Origin of the sequence: Vibrio sp. 10N.247.311.13 (genome assembly GCF_041467595.1) — a bacterium.
Lineage (GTDB): Bacteria > Pseudomonadota > Gammaproteobacteria > Enterobacterales > Vibrionaceae > Vibrio > Vibrio crassostreae_C.
In genome coordinates, this window is record NZ_JBFSUX010000054.1 from 1 (window position 1) to 20879 (window position 20879).

At 44.3% G+C, this 20879-nt stretch carries 15 protein-coding genes and 1 pseudogene; 12 read left to right on the plus strand and 4 right to left on the minus strand.

Going from position 1 to position 20879, the window contains the following annotated elements:
- The 3 genes and pseudogenes from AB6E52_RS18160 to AB6E52_RS18170 form a co-directional block, all read left to right on the plus strand.
- Window positions 1-829: pseudogene (locus tag AB6E52_RS18160) on the plus strand (hypothetical protein); the annotation flags it as partial.
- 339 nt (window positions 830-1168) lie between these two features.
- Window positions 1169-1603 (plus strand): hypothetical protein, encoded by a 435-nt coding sequence (locus AB6E52_RS18165; protein WP_198594322.1) that lies wholly within the window; start codon window positions 1169-1171, stop codon window positions 1601-1603.
- 39 nt (window positions 1604-1642) lie between these two features.
- Window positions 1643-2311: a transglycosylase domain-containing protein gene (locus tag AB6E52_RS18170; protein WP_102320580.1), complete on the plus strand. Its 669-nt coding sequence runs from the start codon at window positions 1643-1645 to the stop codon at window positions 2309-2311.
- 144 nt (window positions 2312-2455) lie between these two features.
- Here the strand turns inward: AB6E52_RS18170 and AB6E52_RS18175 are convergent, their stop codons facing one another.
- The 3 genes from AB6E52_RS18175 to AB6E52_RS18185 form a co-directional block, all read right to left on the minus strand.
- A complete protein-coding gene (locus AB6E52_RS18175; protein WP_102320579.1) occupies window positions 2456-3511 on the minus strand; it encodes a site-specific integrase in 1056 nt (351 codons plus the stop codon).
- A gap of 325 nt (window positions 3512-3836) precedes the next feature.
- Window positions 3837-4046, minus strand: a complete 210-nt coding sequence (locus AB6E52_RS18180) for a cold-shock protein (RefSeq protein ID WP_010430417.1) — start codon at window positions 4044-4046, stop codon at window positions 3837-3839.
- 448 nt (window positions 4047-4494) lie between these two features.
- Window positions 4495-5580: a PQQ-dependent sugar dehydrogenase gene (locus AB6E52_RS18185; protein WP_102320578.1), complete on the minus strand. Its 1086-nt coding sequence runs from the start codon at window positions 5578-5580 to the stop codon at window positions 4495-4497.
- Window positions 5581-5850: 270 nt separating this feature from the next.
- Between AB6E52_RS18185 and AB6E52_RS18190 the strand changes: the two genes are divergently transcribed.
- The 9 genes from AB6E52_RS18190 (at window position 5851) to AB6E52_RS18230 (ending at window position 18130) form a co-directional block, all read left to right on the plus strand.
- Complete coding sequence (locus AB6E52_RS18190; protein WP_102320577.1) at window positions 5851-7044, plus strand: multidrug effflux MFS transporter; 1194 nt, start codon at window positions 5851-5853, stop codon at window positions 7042-7044.
- A 478-nt stretch (window positions 7045-7522) separates the two neighbouring features.
- A complete protein-coding gene (locus tag AB6E52_RS18195; protein ID WP_017064440.1) occupies window positions 7523-8335 on the plus strand; it encodes a crotonase/enoyl-CoA hydratase family protein in 813 nt (270 codons plus the stop codon).
- A 93-nt stretch (window positions 8336-8428) separates the two neighbouring features.
- A complete protein-coding gene (locus AB6E52_RS18200) occupies window positions 8429-9619 on the plus strand; it encodes an OmpP1/FadL family transporter (RefSeq protein WP_017064441.1) in 1191 nt (396 codons plus the stop codon).
- Window positions 9619-10308, plus strand: a complete 690-nt coding sequence (locus tag AB6E52_RS18205) for a hypothetical protein (protein ID WP_102320576.1) — start codon at window positions 9619-9621, stop codon at window positions 10306-10308. The genes AB6E52_RS18200 and AB6E52_RS18205 overlap by 1 nt, the downstream gene beginning before the upstream one ends.
- 287 nt (window positions 10309-10595) lie before the next feature.
- The gene (locus AB6E52_RS18210) at window positions 10596-11708 is read left to right on the plus strand and encodes an NADH:flavin oxidoreductase (RefSeq protein ID WP_032546839.1); all 1113 of its coding nucleotides are present in this window, start codon (window positions 10596-10598) and stop codon (window positions 11706-11708) included.
- A 419-nt stretch (window positions 11709-12127) separates the two neighbouring features.
- Window positions 12128-12763, plus strand: a complete 636-nt coding sequence (locus AB6E52_RS18215) for a CatB-related O-acetyltransferase (protein ID WP_017061734.1) — start codon at window positions 12128-12130, stop codon at window positions 12761-12763.
- Window positions 12764-12928: 165 nt separating this feature from the next.
- Complete coding sequence (locus AB6E52_RS18220) at window positions 12929-14575, plus strand: ABC transporter ATP-binding protein (protein WP_102320575.1); 1647 nt, start codon at window positions 12929-12931, stop codon at window positions 14573-14575.
- The gene (locus AB6E52_RS18225; protein WP_102320574.1) at window positions 14572-16824 is read left to right on the plus strand and encodes an ABC transporter transmembrane domain-containing protein; all 2253 of its coding nucleotides are present in this window, start codon (window positions 14572-14574) and stop codon (window positions 16822-16824) included. Before AB6E52_RS18220 ends, AB6E52_RS18225 begins: the two co-directional genes overlap by 4 nt.
- Window positions 16817-18130, plus strand: coding sequence for an HlyD family type I secretion periplasmic adaptor subunit (locus AB6E52_RS18230; RefSeq protein WP_017061737.1), 1314 nt, complete (start codon window positions 16817-16819; stop codon window positions 18128-18130). The genes AB6E52_RS18225 and AB6E52_RS18230 overlap by 8 nt, the downstream gene beginning before the upstream one ends.
- 76 nt (window positions 18131-18206) lie before the next feature.
- On the opposite strand, the gene AB6E52_RS18235 is transcribed toward AB6E52_RS18230, so the two are convergent.
- Window positions 18207-20879: VCBS domain-containing protein (locus AB6E52_RS18235; RefSeq protein WP_372189969.1), on the minus strand; the 2673-nt coding region annotated here is incomplete at its 5' end.

A 20879-nucleotide genomic window follows, 5' to 3' on the forward strand; every position in this document is an offset into this window, starting at 1 on the left:
TAATAATCACCCATACTGGCCGTTTCTATCTGAGATCCAATTAGGAAACAAAGCCAACCCAGATTACAAAAAAAGGGCTTACTGGCTGAAAGAAGTCGCTGGGTTATTATTCAGCGCAAGCAAGTATACAATTGCCTCCAAGTTCTATACAGCCGCTACCGACATCGAAGATACAGCAGAGAATGCAGTTTTACTGGCAGATAGCTTAATCTTCTGCGGACGTTTTGAGGAGGCATCTGATTTGCTCGACACCTACATTCCGAAACTTAAAGTAAGAAACTCTATCTGGTGCCTAAAAAATTGGACTCTTGATCTACTAGTGAATGATTTAGGCATAAAGAAACAACAAATCGGTAAAGTTGCCACTACTAAGTTCATCGAAAATGCTAACGAAGACGAAATCATAGAATACATAGCCAAGACAAATGCTATATGCCCAGAATGCTGGTATTCATTAGCTCAAAAGTTTGTTGATGCTCAAGACTATAATAGAGCATGCATTAGCTACTTGCTTTCAGCATTTTCAGATGAACGCTACAGAAATACGTGGATGAACGCATTACAATGTGCATACAACATAGAAGACCTAATTGCATTTTCTCATTTAATAGAAGTCATTGGTAATAAGTTTGGAAGTGAAGCTATTGGTGAGTTCTTCTCTAACATTCCTGTAGATACAAATGACGATTTTCATGAAAAATTAAGTGACGCTGCATTGCAGGCAATTCAGCACTGTGAAGACTATAACAATGAACAAAAAGATAACACGTATGAAATTAGGTTTGGAGATAGCAAGTCAGTGAATACAATTGCACTAGAACGTCATTGATGTAATGAATGAGCAAATTTGGTCACTAAGCTCGAGGCTCTGCTTTAACTCAAGTAATCAGTGAAAGACTAATTTAGCGAAGTCACTGACACGGCTTTGTCCAGAGTCTTCATAGACCTGACATTTTACTCGTGGCACTTTTCTCAAAAAGTGCCAGCTAACTCAGATCTGCTCCATTCCTTCTCACCGAAATAGTTTACTCGTCATATTGCAATCTAATCCCAATACCTCTAATTAAGTTATTGATTACTAATTGAACTGTGATTGTAAAGGCTGCATTATAGGAGTATCAAAATCGGCTAAAGGCCGTATGAAAAGCGTTAGCTAAATGGGGGAAATATGAACATTTTAGAAAGTTTTTTGGTTGGGACAGCTTCTACAATTGTTGGTGGTATTGTTTTAGCCGTATTCTTCTTTTGGTTGCGTGAAAAATGCTTTGGCGTTGCTGATGTAACGGGCAAGTGGCACTTCAATATGATTACGGAAAAAACAGCATACAACCCATATGAAGGTATGGAATTGCGTTACGTTTGTGTTGTTTGGCGAGAAGGTAATCACCTATACGGTTCTGTTGAAAAAATCTATGAAAAATCTAGTACAGGTGAACGTGAATACGTCGGAAAAAATCGTTCTCGGGGTAAATTGACTGGTGCATATGAGAAAAACTATTTTAGCAAAGACAGAGTTCATATTCATATTAGTGAACAAGGTACTGGTCGCGAGTCAACTAACTATTTCACATTGACAGTTGAAAAGCGGTTGGTTGGGTGGTAAATTCTGCTCGTTTGTCGCAGATCAAGAAGGGGCTTCTAGTTGGCAAAGAGAACCGTTTTAAAACTAGTGTATTTGTTATTGTCGCTCCCGATGATTGCTGTAGCGATCTTATGCTACTTGTTTAACTTTGGAAACGTGCGGCTTTATTACAAACAATGCATTAATGCCGCTCGTAAAAATAATAAAACGTATTCAAAAAGACTAATTCAATGCCTTTACTTTGGCGAAGATAAACGAGGTCAAAGCCATTTAGGTGTAGATTACATTGGGGTTTTTAGAGCAATTTTGTCTATTGCAAGAGGTCAACTCCAGGGAGCTAGTACTATTGAACAACAGTTTGTACGCACCGTTATTGGGCGCTATGAAAGAACTTTGAAAAGGAAGTTGCTTGAGCAATTACTTTCTCATTTAGTTTGTTTAAGGCTTACTAAGCTTCAAATTGCAGAGAGTTACCTGTCCATTGCTTTTTTCGGTACGCATATGCAAGGTGTGGTCTCGCTATGTGACCAATTAACCCCTAAATCTTATGATTTAAGTTTTTATGCTGGTGTTGTTGCAAGACTCAAGTACCCGCAACCGAAAAGGGAATCTCAAGCATGGGTTACAAAACATCTGAATCGAACAGAATGGATCATGCGCCAATATAATTCTGCTAACAAGCGTTTAAGGTTTCAAGATACTTATTCTAATCTAGATAGAGCACGTTAGACCCTGAACTCTAACGCGTTTATGTCCAGGACCTTGATAGGTTGAATAGCTTTTGTTCACCACTGGGAAGGGATTCTATTTGTGAGCACAAATAGGTCCCTTCGAGTCAATATTTTTATATTCACTACAAACCATTAATCACTTTTATATTTTACGGTCGTGTAATTTATGCGGGAACAATTGGGTATAAACCTGCCACAAGGTATTTAGGTTCCTATGACCAGTTACCTGAGCAACTTCCTCAATCGTAAAGCCTTTCTCGAACAAACGGCTTGCACCTTCACGGCGTAGGTCATGATAGCGCAGGTTATCAATCCCAACCTTTTGACACACTTCAACGAAGCCTCGGCCAACCGAGCGTGGGTTATATGGAAATATCAACTCACCTTTACGCTCTTGCCTCATTACAATATCAAACGCTTCACCAAGTAGAGGAACGACCATGTGGTTGCCTTCTTTCTTACGTGGGTCTTTTCGGTCGCGTACGATCACTGTTTTAAGTTCTTCGTTTAAGTCCTCCCATCGAATACCACACACTTCGCTTACCCTCATACAGCTCAGGATACTGAAGTCTAAAAGTATAGAGTAGGGGATTTTGTTTTCTCTACGTTGCTCACGTTCTTCTAGTGCTTCTTTTAACAGGTCTATTTCATCGGTGGTAGGGCGCCTTGTTCGTTTCTCTGATTTACCGATGAGCTTCATTTCATACAGAATGGGTGTTGCTTCTAAGAATGTGTTCACGTTCGCGGCAACGTTGAACACAGGGTTAGCTCGTTTGAATACCGAACGTAAAAAATAGATGTCGGAATAAACGGTAGAGGGCTTGGTTCCCGTACTGCATCTATTTTGGCAATGCTCAATTAAGTCTTTAGTCGTTAGCTCATCGGAATAGATTTTTGCTATGTCACAATCACGGAGCATTTTTAATACGGTTTGTTTAGATCGGCCAGTATTGTCCCAGAGATTTTTGTTTTCAATGAACATGTCTAGCAGCTGGCCAATGGGTACAGAACGGTCTTGAGTTTCACCTTCGTCTATCTTTCGGACTTCATTTTTTGCCCAGGCAGTAGCGAGCGTTTTCTTCTTATGAGTTTTGGAAAAACGTTGAGCAATTTTGCTTCGATGTTTTACGGTAACTGTGGCTTTGTAGCGAGATTCACCGCTCGCTAGAGTTCGCTTTTCAATACTATAAGATGCCATGAACGTGTGCCTCTGAGGTGTACCAAAAGGGTGGTTTGAGGGGTACAAAAGGTGTACCAAGGTTCAGAGATTATAGCAGTTTATTGAAGTTCTTCTAGCTTGTGTTTGCATTAAGTGTTTGAAAATAATGGTGTATGTGGCTATTGCTAGGTAGGGCGGGGAGTGGCGTATTTTAGTGAAACTTGTAGATTGTCGGTTTAAGAGCCATTGAGAGGGTGTCTTAGGTAGAAATAGTGAAGGGGAATATTACCTTAAATCTCTGAATAGCGGGTAAAAAAATAGCCAGCAGAGGCTGGCTATTTTTAGAAAGCTTTAAAATACTAAATTAAAGTACTTTGATGCTGTCAGCTTGTGGGCCTTTTTGACCTTGAGATACTACGAACTCAACTTTTTGGCCTTCAGCAAGAGTTTTGAAACCGTCGCCAGTGATAGCAGAGAAGTGTGCGAATACGTCTGGGCCGTTTTCTTGTTGAATGAAGCCGAAGCCTTTAGTTTCGTTGAACCATTTTACTGTACCAGTAACTGTGTTAGACATGATGATATCCTAAAATTAAATTTTTATTTTGAGCCAATTGTGGCACTGATAGCGCGGAAAAGTTTATTGCTATTGCGTACAACACAACGGGGTTACTAGTAATCCAACGAAATGTTTATATACAAAGAACTTTCTTTCTAGCCGGGAACGAGTCTAAATCAAATCAGGGGATAGTCAATCGAATACATAGGGAAAGGTTGCAGAAACTTGGGGGTAGTCAAACTTTGCATTCCTTAAATATCATGGAGTTACAGTTGTATGGTGATTTGTTGTAGTTTTTGTGAAAAAGGTGGTCGAAATTGATGACGAATTTGGAGTAAATGCACTGTTTTAGCGCATTCATTTTTGCAAATTTAAAGCCGCTAACTGGGCGTTGAGCCCACTTTTAACGGCTTATATTTATAAATGTCGTTGTAAGGTAAGTGCCTTTACTTGAACGAGGTCTCGGCTACTTTTTCAAGCGGTACAGGTTGCCATTATCAGTGCTGAAGAAGATGTCTCCGTTTGGTGAAGTTTCGATGTCTCTTATCCTTTCGCCCAAGTCCTCTAAAATGCGTTCTTCCTCGATTGCCTCACCTTGTTCATTGACTGTCACAATATTGATGTGAGTAAGTTTTAGTGCGCCAGCCAGCAGTTTGCCTTTCAGCTCTGGGTATTTGTCTCCTTGGTAAACAATCAAACTGCCCGGAGCGATTGAAGGAACATAGACTTTTTTTGGCGCTTCAATACCATCTTTGGTTTCCGATTCGCCAACGCCGATAGGGCCCCAATACTCTTTTCCGTGTGAGGTGACAGGCCACCCATAGTTGGCACCCGCTTTTATTAGGTTAATTTCATCACCACCGCGAGGGCCGTGTTCAATCGACCAAAGCTTTTGAGTCGGGAAATCGTAATACAGACCTTGTGGATTACGATGGCCAAAGCTCCAAATTTCATTGAGCACTTTGTTGTTATCCGTGAATGGGTTATCGCTTGGTGTGCTTCCATCGGCATTCAGTCGTAATATTGATCCGGCGTGAGTCATGGTGTCTTGGCCGTTGTCTCGATCACCACGGTCGCCGATTGAAAAATACAGGTGGCTATCATCAAAGGTGATACGGCTACCAAAGTGACGTCCGGTGTCCGTTCTAGATTTAGATACAAACACATCTGTCCAATTGGTTACTTCATTATTGCTGTAATTAGCAGAAGCCAGTGTCGTTACGCCTTCACTATCGACGTCTTTACTGTAAGTGACGTAGAACTTTCCGTTTTCAAAAGGGGAGAGTGCGATATCCAATAATCCACCTTGGCCTTTCGCCCATACATTGGGCAGCCTGAACAGTGTGTTTTGATCGCCTGTTTTTAAATCGACATGTTTAATGACGCCTGATTTTTCTGTGACTAACATGGACTTATCGTTGACATAAGCCAGCCCCCAAGGGATCACGAGTCCGTCGGTGATCTTCTCTGCCTGCCATGCAAAGGCTGACGTTATATGACCAGAGGCAAGCAGCGCCAAAGCACATGAAAAAATACGGTGATGAGTGTTCATTGAAATCCCTTGATTATGAGCATCTAGTGTTAGTCTAGCGCTTGTGACCGATTGGCGGAAAGCCGAGGTTGCTGAAAAGTGACTATTCACATATTTAGTTGAACGCCTATTGTATGATTATACAAGCTCACGTATGTTTACTGTGCCTTTCTCTATTTGATCCCGTCGGAGCATTATGAACAACTCACCAGCAGCATTTTCGCTATTTTCTCAGTTTTTATGTTGTGAGTTAGATACGCACGATTTTTCTTCGAACGGACCTATTAAACGATGAGTCGTGGATTTGATTTTAAATCGATCTTACTTGCGTGTTTGGTCATCAGTATCGGCCAGCTCAGTATGGGCTTGGTGTTTCCTTCTTTGCCTTGGATCGCAAAAGATTTTGATGTCTCGCTAGAGCAAGCCCAGCTTTTGGTGAGTGTGTATTTATTAGGCTTTGGCCCTTCCCAGTTTATTTATGGCCCTATTTCCGATGCTTTGGGACGCAAGAAGGTACTGCTAAGCGGTTTGTTGATTGCCATGCTTGGGTTATTGATGATCATCTTCTTCAGCCATTCGTTTACTAGCATGGTGATGGGGCGATTCCTGCAAGGCATAGGAACCGGTTGTTGCGCGGTACTTGCTCGTGCTTCTACGCGAGACAGATTCAGTGGGGCAGACTTGCCTTTGGCGATGTCTTACATTGCTATGGTTGCGTCTATAACACCTTTGATCGCGCCCGTTATCGGTGGATTCATTAACTTCCACTTCGGTTGGAGCATGGTGTTCATCTCACTACTTGGCTATGTCTCATTGGCTTGGGGTGTATTGGCGTTCAAGTTTAAAGAAACTGTCACTCAGGTTTCGGCGATCCCTTCACCGAATAAAATGGTTTCTCAATATAAAGAGCTACTCACTTCTCGTTATTTTATGAGCTTTGCGAGTATCGGTTGGCTTAACTTTAGCTTGATGATCACCACTGTGTCGGTGATGCCATTTATCATGCAAAACCAGATTGGTATGACGTCAGATGAATACGCGATGTGGGCGGTGATTCCAGCATTAGGCATGCTTGGCGGAACAGGCTTATGTAACCGTATTCGCCCTATGCTGGGTAACAAGAAAACTCTGTTATGCACACCTGTATTGCACGTTGCTGCGGCCTTGTGGCTGTTCTTCTGTCCACTCGAACCTTTGTATCTCATGCTTGGCCAGTTCTTGATGATCCTTGGTAATGGTATTGCGTTACCTTGTGCTCAGGCGTTAGTGATGTTGCCTTATAAGAAGAACGCTGGCGCGGCGGCTGCGATGTCTGGTGGCGGGCAGATGGTGGTGTCTTCAATTGTGAGTATGAGCCTGGTTCAGTTAGGGTTAGGGGAAGCGTGGCATTTATCGCTCGTTATCATGCTGTTCACATTGATTACCCTGTTTAACATTTTGCGTGGTTTCAGTAGCCAAGAAGCGAGAGAGTCTCAGCTCAGTTAGTTGCTTAGGTAATTAGCTAGCTGCCTGGCTAGTAGGAACGAGAAGGCCATTGAAATGATGAATTTCAATGGCCTTTTTAATGTTCAGCGCTTTGGTTTAAGTTACCAGAATATATGCTATTTTCTGACTGCTTAGGGCAAGTGGTAGTGTTCCGAGCGCAGCTTGCGGCAGGGACGTTAGTTTCCATTATTGCTGGCAGCTACTTTATCTTCTTGCTACTGAAATCTCGAAGAACATAGGTTTTGCTCATGACCGAAAGCCATTGCTAATCAAAGCTACTGGCAATCAAAGCCATTGGCGATAAAAGCTACGGATGAAAAGCAGTGAATGGAGCGATCCATCACTGCTTTTTTGTTGATGTCGTTTGTGTAAAGGGAAAGACGTTAAGCAACACAGGTCTCGCTTCTTAATGTGCAAGTTTGGCATATGTTAATAAAATGTATAACCTAAAGGTCTGACCACTGATAAGGTAGCCACCATGCCAAACCTCGATCGTATTACTTGTTCTATCGATGAAAACCAAATTGCGACGGTTGTGTTGAATCGACCCGATAAGCTCAATGCTATTGATATGGCAATGTTTCAAGGCGTGAATAACATGGTGACTCAGCTGAAAAAGAACACCGAGATTCGTGCCGTAATAGTAAAAGGTGAGGGTTCTGATTTTTGTTCAGGGCTTGATGTTAAGTCCCTATTAACCAGTAAATCTGGGGCGATGAAGCTCTTGTTTAAATGGCTACCGACATTGCCTAACGCTGCACAACGCTTTTCATTGGGTTGGCGAGATATTCCATGCCCTGTCATTTTTGCGATTCATGGTCGTTGTTGGGGAGGCGGCCTGCAATTGGTCAGTGGGGGTGATTTTAGAATTGCTAGCCCGGATGCGAACTTCTCTATATTGGAAGCAAAGTGGGGTCTGATTCCAGACATGGGAGGCGCTATCGCTTTTAGAGAGCTGATGCGTAAAGATCACACCCTTGAAATGGCGATGACGGCCAAAGTGATCGACTGTGAAACCGCTAAAGAATATGGGTTGGTGACCAAGATTGCCGAAGATCCTTACGCTGAAGCCTATGCGTTGGCACTTGAGTGTGCGAATCGGTCGCCAGATGTCGTCGCTGCTAACAAGAAGCTCTACAACAAGACTTGGTGGTCAAGCCCGGGCATGGCTGTATTCTGCGAAACTTGGTATCAGATAAAGGTTGGGTTAGGTAAGAACAGGGCGATTGCTGCTCAACGTGAAATTCATCGAGACAAACCACGCCCTTACGTCGCCAGAAAGTTTAAATAGCGCTTGTACAGGAATAATGGATATTCCCTTTGTTTATTGAGCTTTGCGGTAACCTTAGAGCAATTTAATGTCTAAGGCTAAATGAGCGCTCTGATGAACAAAACTTTTACTTACTCTCTAGCTGCCACTGCAATTTTTACGAGCTTAAATGCATTCGCAAGTGGCCTGTTTTTGCAAGAAGCTGTCGTTGCCAACGCTGGTACTACTGGCGCTGGTGATGGTGTTTACACTCGATCTGCAGCGGCGATGTGGACAAACCCTGCCACTATGTCTCACATGGGCGAAAGCAAAACGACCATCAACACCATGGCATTCGATCTTGAAATGAAGTATCAAGATAACGGTGGTAATCCAGATGGTAAAGCTCATTCCGTAATGCCGTCATTTGGTGCCTTCCACGCTCATCAAGTCACAGACAAATTACACCTTGGTATCGCGCTTGGCGCTGTTGGCGGCTCTAGCCTTGATTACGGCAGTGATTGGGCGGGTGCTGCACTTCTAGAAGATATCACTCTTACTGCAATGCAAGTGAACCCATCACTGAGTTATAAGCTGAATGACCAATGGTCAGTAGGCGCGGGTGTGCAATTCAGTTGGGCTGCATTCCAACAAACAACGTCAATGCTTACTGCGAAGCAAGATACTGACTGGGCATACGGCTATAACCTTGGCGTAATGTACACACCGACAGATAAACTTAAGCTGGGCGCAAGTTACCGTTCTAAGCTAGAGCATGAGTTTAACAATGATGTAAATGGCGTTATTAACCAAGGCGTATTGAATTCATTATCAACTGATATTGCTTTACCTGAAATCATCGATGTCAGTGCGAGCTATGCTTTGAACTCTCAACTTGACCTGCTTGCTAGTATTCAGTTCCACCGTTGGAGTGAATGGGATACAACCGTTCTTGATTTTGGAATAGCAGGAAGTCCAATTAATGGTGTTCCGATTGAGCGTGACTGGGATGACGTTTGGAAATTTGCGGTAGGTGCGGATTATCAATTGAATTCAGACTGGCGTTTGAAAGCTGGCTTCTCTTACGAAACTTCTCCGCAAGACGATCCGTCAATGCAATGGGTTGACCTTCCTGTGGGTGAACAGTACCGCTACTCAGTTGGCGCATCTACCTACTGGGACGACATCTTAATTGATGTGTTCTATGAATACGCTGATTTGGGTTCAGTTGAGATGGATCGATATGGTCGATTTGGTCAAGTTAATCTGTTGAATGGTTCGTTCGATGGCCGTATCCACTTTGTTGGTGTTAGCGCGACCTTCTAATGACATTACGTAATCTACTAATCATTACTTTAGTGTCTTTATTTTCAACGGGTGCTTTTGCTGAAGAGAAGCACCCTGATGATCCGACTAAAATCGTAACCAAAGCTGGCGTTGCTTATAACGAAGATCTGCAGTTCTCTGGGTCTATTGGGCTTGATGAAGCACGAATGATCAATGCTCGTGTTAACGCAGATGGCGAAGAATGGCGAATAGGCGGCTCATGGCTGTTGCCTATGGGTATTGTTAACTTCAACTTTAGCCGTTCTGAATATGACAACGATGCTTATAAGAACAACTACAGTATTGGCACATTTATACCACTGAGCTATTTCGATATTGAGCCGTTCGGTTGGCAAATCTTCCCTATGGCTGGTTACAGCTATAATGACGGCGAAGTAGCGGTTTTCGATGATGATAATGTTGGTTCTGACTATGTATTGATGTCGAGCTCAACACACGGTGGCTACATTGGTGCGTTTGGTTTAAAAACGATTACTGATGAATGGTCTATCATGGGCTTCGGTGGCGGTTCAATGGGGTCTGATGATTATTCAGGGTATTGGGCAGGCGTCGGTGCTAGCTACAAGTTGAGTGACGCTCAATCATTCAACTTCTTCACTATTTTTGCTGAGGACGATTTCGGTGAAAATAACAGTGTTGGCGCGTCTTACACCTATGAGTTCAAATAACTGTTAGCAGGCAGAAATTCGCAGGTGGACACCTCTCGTAAGAACCATTGACTTAGTCCAGATTAAATTGAACAAAGTCGCTTATTAAAACTTAGCGACTTTCTTTTGTTACCATTTCTCCAATCTTTTTTATCTCTTTTTGATGCTTTCTATATCTTTCTCACATGAGAGTGCCGCTCTCTTAATCTAGATTAAGTTTTCGCTGCCTTATTCTCTGTAGTATCCGCCTGAATCAGTGCCCATGCTTAATGGGTAACTTGCGTAACACGATTTTGAGAGGAAGACACTTGAGCACTTTGTTTACAGAAACCCACATTGGCAAGATGACACTAAAGAATCGCTTCATGAGAAGTGCAACGTGGGAAAATATGGCCACCGAAGATGGGCATATGACAGATAAACTGTACGCTATCTATGAAGAGTTGGCTCAAGGTGAAGTCGGCCTGATCGTGACGGGCTACGCGAACATTGTTGAAGAAGAAAAGCCGAATGCAGGCATGATGGGTATGTATAACGACTCATTCATTGAAGAGTATCAAAAGCTGACTCAACTGGTGCACGACAACGACTCTAAAATCGTGATGCAGTTGGCTTATGGTGGCACCAAAACCACGCATGACCTTGGCGAGCGAGTAATCTACGCACCAAGTGAGGTTCCAGAAAAAGGAACTCAAACTCTAGGCAAAGCGATGACCAAAGACGAGATCGACTACATTGTTGATGCGTTTGCTCAAGCGTCTTTGAGAGCACAGAAGTCAGGCTTTGATGGCGTTGAAATTCATGCCGCTCACACTTACCTGATTAACCAATTTCTAAGCCCTTATTACAACCAACGTGAAGATGAATACGGCGGTAGCTTAGAAAACCGCATGAGATTTTTGTTAGAGATCTATACCGCGACACGTAAGCTGGTGGGTGATGATTTCCCTATCTTGGTTAAGCTCACGGCATCCGAGTTTTTTGAAGGTGGCGTCACCTTTGAGGAAACACGTATTGTCTGTAAAAAGCTTGAACAAGTGGGTGTGGATGGCATTGTCGTGTCAGGCAATATTCATGGCAAAGCAGACACTATGATTGGCGAGTCGCACGATGGTTTTACCATTCAAGCTGAAGGCTACTTCCATGAGTATGGTCACGCGATTAGCCAAGACGTTAATATCCCAGTGATCACGGTTGGTGGTCTAACGGATTTTGATGCTATCGAAGCGATTGCAAACAACACGGGCATTGAGTACTTCGCGCTTTCAAGACCGCTGCTTTCTGAACCCCATTTAGTGAAGCGTTGGAAGGAAGGGGATAGAAGCCCTGTTGAATGCGAACGATGCTCTAAGTGTCGTACTAAGCGCGGTAACTTCTGCGTGGTGAATAAAGACAGAAAAGTACAGCTTGCACGCATGTAGTCGCTGAGCCCAGCTCCAAGCGAGCTCCGAAGTTTATAGCTGAGTCTAAGTTTGAGCCTGTGTAATCGCGCAGGCTCTTGTTCATTCCGTATTCCACGAAACGAAATTTGAAACCTTATTACTCACATCTTCCTGTCAAATTGGCGCGACTAAACAGTTACACTACGCCTGTAAATTATCCAACCAAGTTATCGATAAAAACTGAGCAAACTTTGAAACTACTTCCTCTTCTTAAGCAACCTCGAATCCACTGACGTCTCTTTAGTTTTAGCGATATTGCTATGATTTAAGCGTGATACTCACTATTCATCCCAGTGAACCCTGTGTTTATAGGGCGTTAGTTTGTGCACCTTGGATTTGCATCGTCGAACATTTTGATAGTTAACGAATAAAACTTAATAGATCATTCAGAGGTAAAAATGCAAAAGAAGCATTGGTCCAAATTCGAGTTGCTGCATGAAGTCGTAACCAACCCCAATATTCACGTAAAAGGTCAACACAGTTATTACAGCGATTGCTGGGATAATGGGTTCGAGCAATCTGTCGTCCGTTATTTACATGGCGACGAAGTCAGCCGCCAGTGGGAGCCTCGATGGGAAATCGACGAACTCCATATCGGCGATTATGTCTGCATTGGCGCAGAGGTTGTGATTTTAATGGGTGGCAACCATACCCACAGAGTTGATTGGTTTTCGCTGTATCCATTTATGGATGTAATCGACGATGCCTACATTGGCAAAGGTGACACTCACATTGAAGATGGGGTGTGGTTAGGCATGAGAGCGATGGTGATGCCCGGTGTGACGATTGGCGAAGGCGCTGTGGTTGCAGCGAATAGTGTGGTGACTAAAGACGTCGCTCCATACAGCATTGTCGGTGGTTCTCCAGCTAAAGTCGTCAAATACCGCTTTGATGAGTCCGTTATTGACGAACTCATGTCATTCAAAATATACGAGTGGCCCTCAGATAAATTTGAAGCGCTGAAACCGTATTTATGTAACTCAGACTTTTCAAAGTTAAAGCAGGCGATAACGGATTACGACAATTGTTTGTAAGGAGCACTTGTAACGAGCGTTTTTAAGGTACGGGTATAGCCACAGATTTTTGTAGAAAGATCTGTGTCATATTTATATTGAAAAACACGTTAAATCAGTCCGTTACCTTGCAATACTCAACATGGTGTACCAATCTTATTTCATAAGCATGGATAAGGATTGTGTATGCCCGCAAGTTCAATGAAAAACAAAGGGGTGGTGGGGAAAGTCCTACTGCCTTCTTTACTCATAAATCTTCTCTCTCTCGCCGTTCCGTTAACGGTTTTACAAATTTACGATCGTATTTTACCTAACCAAAGTTACGGTACTGCCACTTTGTTGTTGGCGGGTGCAGCGTTGGCTGTTGCCATGGAAGCATTGATCCGGTTTGTGCGTACTTGGCTTTTGTCAGCCGCGGCCAGCAATACCGAGAAAGCGACCTATCAAACCTTGGTTGAAAGAGTAACAACGGCTTCATCAGGACATCTTCGCCACATTGGTGTTGGCGGCGTGGAAGAGGGGCTGGGCTCAGTATCAAAAGTCAAAGATTGGTATTCCGGTGGTGTGATTGCAGGCTTTATTGATTTGCCTTTTGCCTTGATCTTCTTGGGCTTGGTGGCTTACATCGGCGGTGAGCTGGTGGCGATACCTTTGGCAGTTTGGCTGATTACTCTTGGAATCGTTTGGTTATCTTCTATTCGTGTTAAAAGCTTAAGTGAAGAGGCTTCCCAAGATGAGCAGGAGCGAAAAGCGTTTTTGATTTTGCTAAGCCAAACCATTCAGGGAATCAAACGCCAGGCCGTTGAGTCTCGAATCTTTAATCAGTTTAAATCCCTCAATAATGTTCGCTCTCAGTCTAAAGCGAGAGAAGAAGAACAGAACGCCTTCGCCCAAGAATGTATTCAGCTTGCTGCACTAGCTACGTCAGTTTTACTGGTGATCACGGGCAGCTTATGGGTGTTGGATGGCCAGTTAACCACAGGTGGATTGGCGGCATGTTCTATCTTATCGGGCAGAGCGGTTGCACCTTTAAGTGCTTTAGTGGGAGTTCGAATCAAGCTTAATTCAATACACAGTGCCAATCAGGCAATAGAAAAATTGAGTGACTTGTCACTATCGGAATCTTCAGATTCTGAGCAAGCTGAGAACCACTTATCTGACTTTGAGGTGTTGGAAATCAAGCAAGCGACCGTTGAAAGATACGGTGAACTCGCTCATGCGGATGTCACATTGAATAAAGGTGAATTGGTATTGTTAGAGAGTGAGGATCGCCACACCAACAGTCATTTATTGTCGTCGATTGCAGGTATTGATGATCTAAAAGCGGGGGAGTGCTTCATTAACGGAGCTGCAGTTTCAATCGCATCCGTAACCAATATTGCGGCCTACTGTGGCGTTAAAGGGCAGTTGGTGTCGGGTACTATTCTCGACAACTTGTGTGGCTTTGACCCTGAGAAAACACAAAGCGCCAGTGACTATGCAAAGCGTTTGGGTTTAATCAAGGAAATCACTCGATTACCCGATGGACTAGAGACACAAATTGGCCATACGAGTGCGTCTCTGCTGAGTATGGGTAACGTGAAAATGCTCAATATCGCGACTCAACTGGCAAGTGATAAGCCCATTATCATGTTAGAAAGGCCAGATTCCTCGCTTGATTTAGATGCCCTTGGAAACCTAGCGAAGGTGTTGGAAGAAGAAGTGGCGGCAGGACGGACGATACTGATGGTGAGCTACCATTCTAAACTTCGCGAATTTGCCAATCGAATCATTACAGTGGAAAGTCGAGCTATTACGGTCGACAGCGAGAGCAATCAGGAGACCGTCGTATGAATCGTTTAGATATTGGTAACCCTTCAGGTACGAACAACCGTGCAGATACCAGCGGTCGACAAGAGGTGATGAATCATTTAGAAACCGAGAGCCTTTCCGTTCTTAAGCAGTTGGAAGTTAATGCTAATATCCAGTTGTTCGCACATCAATGGGTCGATGAAAATGGCATTGAATCAATCGACGATATGTTTGCCTTGTTCGACAGGCTTGCACTGCCTTATCGCTTGGTTGCCAACCTAGATGAAGTTGGTGAACATAAATTGGTCTTACTGGTACTTGGTGAACATGAGCTGGTCTCTGGTCATTTGGAATCCAAGCAATTTGTTGCCTTTAATGCCAATAACGACATCACCGATGTCCCTCAGTTTTGTATTGTTATCGAAGGGTCACCATTAGAGAAGGCCTCTCCTGATTGGGTTGGTGAAAGGTTACATGCGTTTCGCCCCATCATTCCTAAATTGTTATTGGTCAGCTTTATCACTAACTTATTTGCGCTTGCTGTTCCCTTCATCACGATGTCGATTTATGACCATGTGATTGGTGGTGATGCAGGGCATGAGTTGCAAGGTATCGCCATTGGCGCGGCGTTGTTGTTTGTGATGATGGGTTGGTTGAGAACATTACGTAGCCGAGTGTTTGCTTCAGTTTCCAACCGAGTAAGTCGTGAGATTTCTCAATCCCTCGTGCAGCGTCTGCTTCGTAATAGCTATGCTCAAAATCAGCAAACAGCTTCTTCTAGTCAGCAAAACCAAGTGATGTTGTCAGAGCGTATTTCAGGTGTGCTATCGGGGCCATTAGGAAATGCGTTATTTGACCTACCATTCATTCTAATTTTTGTACTAGCGATAGGAGTTTTAGGTGGATGGTTGGTACTGGTTCCAGTCGTCTCTTTAATCCTTTATTACTTGCTAGCAAAACGCTCGATACGCTCTAGCAGCAAGCGCTCGATGCAATCGACAGTCGCAGGTACGAATCGTCAAAACATGACTAATGAGCTGTCATCCAAGCTTGCCTTTATTCGCAGTGCTGGATTCTCAGAGCACTGGATTCAACGTTTCAAAAAAGCCAATCTTCTTGCTTCAACAGTGACCTTTAATCAATCGGTTCTCCAGAGTCGGTACACCTCGATTTACTATTTCATTGGTGTGGGCTCGACACTCGCCGTGATGGGGTTAGGCATAGGACTTATTTTTGAACAAGTGATGACGCCCGGTGGTTTGATTGCTTCAATGATGTTGATATCTAAGGTGACGGGTCCTGCTCAGGTGTTGGCAAACAGCGCGATGCGTTTTAATAGCTTTAATCAATCCAAGCTGCAAGTTAACCGTATTTTGTCTCAGCCGTCTGAGCGTGAATTCAGTTACCAGCATCACCCGTTACCCGTGGTAGCGCCTAACTTGAAATTAGACCAAGTGACGCTGCGCTATCCCAAACAGAGTCGCCCCGCTTTGAATGGTGTGAGTTTTGATATTGAAGCCGGTGAAGTTGTCGCGATTACCGGCCCTTCTGGGAGCGGTAAATCAACATTAATTGAAGTGCTGTCTGGCTTGCAGCCTATCCAAAATGGCATGGTCGAGCTTGAAGGCGTTAACCTCGTTCAATACGACCCGCAGCTTTATCGCCACTGGTGTTTCATTCGAGCCGCATATCCTGATTTGCTTACGCTGAGTATTCGAGAGTGGCTAAACGACGGTCACAAAGTCGAAGATCAGAAAATGATCTCTGCAATTGAAATGGTCGGCGGAAAGCGTTGGTTCGAGACATTATCAGGTGGGCTCGATACTTCCATCAGCAGTATTCAGCCGGACAGCCTTTTTGACATGTTGTCTGGCAGCGTCGCGCAGATCCTCATTGACGCGAAAGCGCTGGTTTATGACTACCCAATGTTCTTAATGGATAATCCTGTGCCTGATGCTCACCCAAATGCTAAACGTATATTTGGTGAGTTTGTGCAGTCGAAAAAAGGAAAAGCAACGGTGATTTACACGTCCCACGATCCGGATTTAATCAAGCTTGCCGATAAAGTGGTGGTATTAAATGAAGGTGCAGTGGTTTATGCCGGTCCATTAGAGCCGGAGCAGTCTTCGAAGCAGGAACAGCCTTCAGAGCCTCAAGCTTCTCAAGAACCGCAGTTATCTGAGCAACCGTTATCTCAAGAGCTACAGCCGTCAACTCAAGAGGCGTCTGCTCAACAAAATGCAGCCCAACAAGAACAATCAGAGTCTAAGCAAGGAGTCGCTAATGACTAAACAATCTATCGAGAAGGGCAAGCGCTACGGTGAGCTTGTTGAATCACAAAATACGGCTCGTACATTGGCGCTGGCCACATGGTCGGTTGCCTTATGTGTTATTGCTTTTGCCACTTGGTCTGTAGTCACTCAAGTTGATGAAATCGCCAAAGCCAAAGGTGCTGTGATTCCGGAAGGCGAGAAGCAAGTATTACAAAGTGCGATTGGCGGTAAGTTAAAGCAAATTCTTGTTAAAGAAGGCCAGTTGGTAGAGAAAGGCCAGCCGCTTGTTGAGTTTGATGCCACTTTCCAGCGTACCGCCCTTGAAGAGCTAAAGTCCCAACAAGTGACGCTTCTAGCCAGTGTGGAACGTATGAATGCGCTGCTTGAGCAACGTGAGCCTAACCTTGCTGAGTTTGAGGTCGATTACCCAGAGATCGTCAGCCAGCAAAAAGCGCAGCTGAACGCGCAAAAAGCCCTCTACTTCCAAAAGCGTGTGGTGCTTGAGAAAGAGAGCGAGCAAATTGCAGAGCAGCTTCGTAGCGTAGAAAAGGCCTTGCCGAGTTATGAGAAAGAGTTAAATGCGACTAAGCAAGAGTTGAACATACTGGAGAAGGGTTATAAAGCGGGTAACATTTCACGTTTACGTGTGCTTGAAATGCGACAAAAATTGGCCAGTATCGAACAGAAAATCGAAGAAGCTCGTGGTAAGAAGTCGGTATTGATTAGACAAGCTGACAGTAATGACCAAAAAATCATACAGCTTCTGGCGGAGGCGAAAGCTAAAGTGAGCGATGATCGTTCTAAAGCCGTATCTGACTTATCAGCATTGAATGCTAGAGTTCGTTCAAGCCAAGCTAAATTGACGAACACTATGTTAGTGTCACCGCTACAAGGCTTGGTGCAAAGCATACCAAGCACGCAGGATGGTGGTGTTATTCAGCCGGGTGGCACGGTAGTTGAAATTGTGCCTGTCGGAGGGAACGCTGACTTCAAAGCACGTTTGTCCCCAAGAGATATTGGTTTTGTGAGTGTTGGGCAGCCCACTCGAGTCAAGATTGATGCGTTTGATTACAGCCGCTTTGGGGCTTTAAAAGGGGCGGTAGAGAGTATTTCACCGACCACAAGTCAAAGCGAACGTGGCGAGATCTATTATGAAGTTGTAGTGTCGGTTGATACGCCTTACTTCCGTGATAACCCTGAAAGCTTTTCCATACTGCCGGGTATGACGGGTGAAGTAGACATCACAACTGGCGAGAAGTCGGTGTTCCAATACTTATGGAAACCGATTTATACCAATGTTAGCGTGGCGTTTGGAGAGAGGTAAAGTCCTCCACTCTGGCTTGCATAAAAAAGGAGCACATGCCGTGCTCCTTTTTTTATCTAACCGAAGGGGTGATGTTCTAGTTATTTGGGTCTATGTCAGGCAGTCCGTCAACGTCATTATGATGGTGTAAAGAATCATCAATAGATGGGTTATCGGTATGGTGAGACAGCCCATCACTCATACCATCGTCAGTTTGCTCAGCCCCATAAGCACTCTCGGCATCACTGAAAATGATATCGATATCATGCGCTACTGGTACATTGTGTGACGGTGAATCTATAGACGGCGAGTCAGCATTAATACCCAGAGCGTCTAGGTAAGCATGGGCACCAGAACGCTGTTCGTGTTCGCCTATCGCTGTATGTTCTAGGTTTGCCGTCACCTCATCAAAATTAAGAGTAACTTCATCAGGGGTGCTGAAAGAGGCATCCGGTTCATCCGCTTGGCTCATGCCGGGTGCTGGAGGAGGTGGTGGAGCGATTGGCGATAAATCCATGCCAGTTAGTGTGGTTTGGTCAATGTGATGTCCGCTGTTTCCATGGACGGATTGCGAGTGCAAATGTAGGTGCACCGCGATTTGTGAGTTTTGATCGCCTCCTAGGGTTAAAACAAACGAGTCGGTTTCGTCTGTACCACTACCGTAAGAGCCTCCTGTATGTGTCTTAACGACGCCTGATGAAGTTTGTTGGTAATCGTAACTCAACTCTCCGGTTGCAGGATTGACATGCAAAGTACCAAATTGACCGTGTAATGCAGTGAGAGAGTGTCCGTGGTGATCTGATATTCCCCAGCCTGTCATTGGCGTAGGCGTTCCTTGGTGAATAATTGGAGGAATTCCGATTGAGGCATGCAGGTCCTGATTGCCTGCACTGCCGGTAATTTTTGCAGGGGCAACTAGGGTTGGCATTGGTGGAACATCGCTGTGTCCATCAATGCGCATTTCAACTTCTTGAGTTGTAATGCCCCCGTGTCCATCATCGACTAATAGAGAAAACTTATCGGTCAATTGTTCACCATTATTTAAAGCATTAACATGGCTATTGCTGTTATTAAGTGTGTAGACCCAAGTTTGTGTATTGCTATTATAGGTAACAGAACCATACTGTGGCTGATGTTGGCTATCAATACTGACAGAATGTTGATCGCTATGATCAACATCGCTGATAATAATTTGCCCAGAGGTCGCATTTGCAGCATCTTCATCAATGTTATGTGCACCTGCGATAACTTCAGAAACTGTTGGTTTATCATTAGTACCATGGACATAGAGGGTAATAACCTGCTTATCACCGCCAGCAGTCGTTACTTCATATTGAACCTGCTCGACTTGCCCTGCCGCTAAGTGTTGAATATTGGCATTGGGAACCGAATAAGCCCAATCACCGGCTTTTCCAATGGTCAGGTGACCGCCATAGGGATCACTGATCGCATGGGCATTACGAGTGTCGTAAAAATGATCTTCACCGGCATCAGGATCGATAACATTCAACACGCCAGTGACAAATATCGTATGTTGGGCATCACCTTGTATGTGGCGATCTTCTGTTATTTGACCGCTTTTATCTCCGGCGAAGATCGCAGCATCGCCAACTGCCGAGAGTGTTGTTGATGCACCGGTGTGGGTCACACCACCGTGGGCATCTTTGACGTCATAGCTAAAATGGACATCGCCGTTATAGTCTTTTTCTGGCGTAAAGGTAAAGGTGCCATCGCCATTAATTAATATCGAACCATGGTCGGCGTGTAGGTTCTCAATGGATAATTTGCCAATATCGTTATCATCGATATCAGTTGTGTTAGCAAGTAGCAGTGCTGGGGTGAGGACAATTTTGCTATCTTCTAAGCCATTCGCTAAACGCACTTCAGCCGAGGCAATTGGCGCATCATTGGTGCCATGAACGGTCACTGTGATATCTTTTTTAGCACTGCCATCAATAGATTCAACGGTAAAGGTTTGCTGGAAGCTTTCCCCTGCGCCTAAATGTTGGACTTTATCATTGTCAATATCGTATGACCAATGGCCCTTTGCGTTGATATTGAACCGACCACCTTCGGCGGTGGTGATGGTTTGTGCAATAAAACCGGCTTGGTCGTGATCCGGGTCAATCACGTGTAACGTGCCGCCACTGCTGAGCTGATTAGTGGTATTGCCAAAGGAAGTGTGATCTTCGTAAACATGATTATTGAGGCTGGAGTAGGGCGTTACTTCAATTTTTGCTTGGTTATCTTCACCGGTCACCTTCACCATAATGGTGAGCTTTTGACCATCATTGGTTTCGATTTCGTAGGGGAGCTCCATCGTCTCGCCAGCATGTAGGCTACCAATGAGATCGTCCGCATGACGATTGGTAACAGCTTCTAATCTGAATTGATAAGTGCCATTAGGCCAAACATCAAGGTGACCAGGCTCAAACCTTTGGCCTAAATACTTCCCGCTAAAAACAAACTGAGTGTTATCACCACTATCAGGGTCAATTAGCTGAAGCTGGCCTCTATAGAATTTAAATTCACTATCCAGCGCTTGTGTTTCAGTGAGCTGAATGACATTAGAAACCAGTGTGGCTTTATCATCTGTCCCGGCAATCGTAAGCGTGGCGGTTTGTTGCGTACTTCCACCATGGCCATCTTCTACTTGATAAGTGATAGCGATTTGTTGCGACTGACCATTGGCCAAATGGTTAAATGCGGGATTGGTGGCATCAACAATTAATGTATGACCATCAGTATCTAAGGTAATGCCCGTTGGAAG